This is a genomic window from Sphingobacterium sp. UBA7253 (genome assembly GCF_002472745.1).
Lineage (GTDB): Bacteria > Bacteroidota > Bacteroidia > Sphingobacteriales > Sphingobacteriaceae > Sphingobacterium > Sphingobacterium siyangense.
In genome coordinates, this window is the sequence record NZ_DKSP01000208.1 from 26,397 (window position 1) to 28,039 (window position 1,643).

The 1,643-nt window shown below is 40.5% G+C and carries 1 protein-coding gene and 1 pseudogene; one reads left to right on the top strand and one right to left on the bottom strand.

Annotation, left to right across the window (positions count from 1 at the left end; genetic code table 11):
- Positions 1–346: 346 nt before the first annotated feature.
- Complete coding sequence (locus B2X72_RS21285; protein WP_244294346.1) at positions 347–1,279, bottom strand: alpha-L-fucosidase; 933 nt, start codon at positions 1,277–1,279, stop codon at positions 347–349.
- Between the two features lie 141 nt (positions 1,280–1,420).
- Between B2X72_RS21285 and B2X72_RS21290 the strand changes: the two are divergent.
- Positions 1,421–1,643 (top strand): annotated as a pseudogene (locus B2X72_RS21290) (beta-galactosidase); the annotation flags it as partial.

Consider the following 1,643-nt stretch of genomic DNA (forward strand, 5'->3'; position numbering starts at 1 on the left):
GCAAAATACATTATCCATACCCCAAGCGAGCTCCTCAATATTACAGCAACAACGCAGATATAACAGAAAAATGGCACTTTAACCGATAGCGATTTAAGTGCCGTTTTTATTGATCCATCCTAATGTCGTTGATTCGGTACCATTGCTATTGGCGATCCGATGAAATCAGGGAAATTTCCTATAATGTCCTGAGCCTACATTTTTGCATCCATTAGTTGCTCACGCTGTCCTTTTGGATGACCAAGCTTCATTTTTATAACAAAAGCCTTATTGGCAACAAATGTGTCTGGAAGTACAATATCATAGTACATATTCTTATCCAGGTCTATGCCGATTTCAGCTTGCTTTAAAACCAGGTTTGACCATTTTGAAGTAATGCTGCCGTTACCGGAACCGTTGTTGCATTCTTCGGTACAGCAATACGCACAATATTGTTGACGGGTCGATTAAAGACCGTAAGATAGAGATTGTCCTCTTTTTTTGTAAAATAACCCAATTTAGATGGCGCAAGCCCCGCATGCCTAACCCCATAAACAGCTTCACCATTAACTTTGATCCAGTCACCGATCTCTTTCGCCAGTTTATCCTCTCCCGAATGCATCCGACCATTTCCGTCCGGACCAAAATTCAATACGAAATTACCGTTCATTGATACACAGTTCATCAACATATCGATCAAATCGTCGGATGTCTTTGTATAAATACCCGACCAATCTTTCATGTAGCCCCAACCATTGGGAGGTATCGTCATGACGCAATCCCAATCACGTCCTTCCAACCATTCAAATTCTTTCGGCATTTTGCGTTCCCATCCTTGCTCATAATCCCCCAGCATATCGCCATTCGAATCGAAATGTCGTTTTCCAAATTCATCGTTTCGAAAACGGCTACCGATGATTAACCCCGGATGCTTCTCGCGGAGTTCCTTTTCCAGTTTATAGGTAAAGTCATAGGACTGAATCCAGGACTGATCCCAGGTACCATCAAACCAAAAACCTTTTATCTGGGAGTAATTTTGAAGAAGCTCCAATAATTGATTACGGGTATACTCTAAAAACTTGTTGAATTTTGCCTTTTCTTCCGGTGTAGAGGGCGCCTTTCCCATATAGTTTGAATTATTCCATTCCAAGATCGAAAAATACAAAAATACATCTATACCTTCGGCTGTGTAAGCGTCTACAACCTGTTTGACAATATCTTTTTTATATGGGCTTTTCTTAATGGTATAATCTGTGTATTTCCTTCGTTCTTCCCCGAAGAGTATGCCACAAAATTTCATGAGATCCACTGGGGGGTAATCGCTAAAAATCCGATTTTCTTAGGTTCCTATGTATGGAACATCTTTGATTTCGCAATACCAATTACCGGTCTTAATGTCAATCCCAGAAATTATAAAGGTCTGATTGCCTTTGACCGTAAATTGAAGAAAGATGGTTTTTATTGGTATAAAGCCAACTGGAGCAAAGAACCGGTGTTATATATCACGCAGCGACGTATGATCAACAGGGGTAATGAAATCACCCCTATCACCGTTTATTCGAACAGAGGAGAGCCAACATTGAACATCAATGGACAAACGATCAAAGGGGCCAAAATTGGCCAGACCAATGTACATTACATCTTCGAAAACGTGAAGCTAAAAC

Bases quoted from the DNA above. Each gene is read 5' to 3' on its own strand.
- B2X72_RS21285 (WP_244294346.1), bottom strand. From the start codon at position 1,279: ATGAAATTTTGTGGCATACTCTTCGGGGAAGAACGAAGGAAATACACA.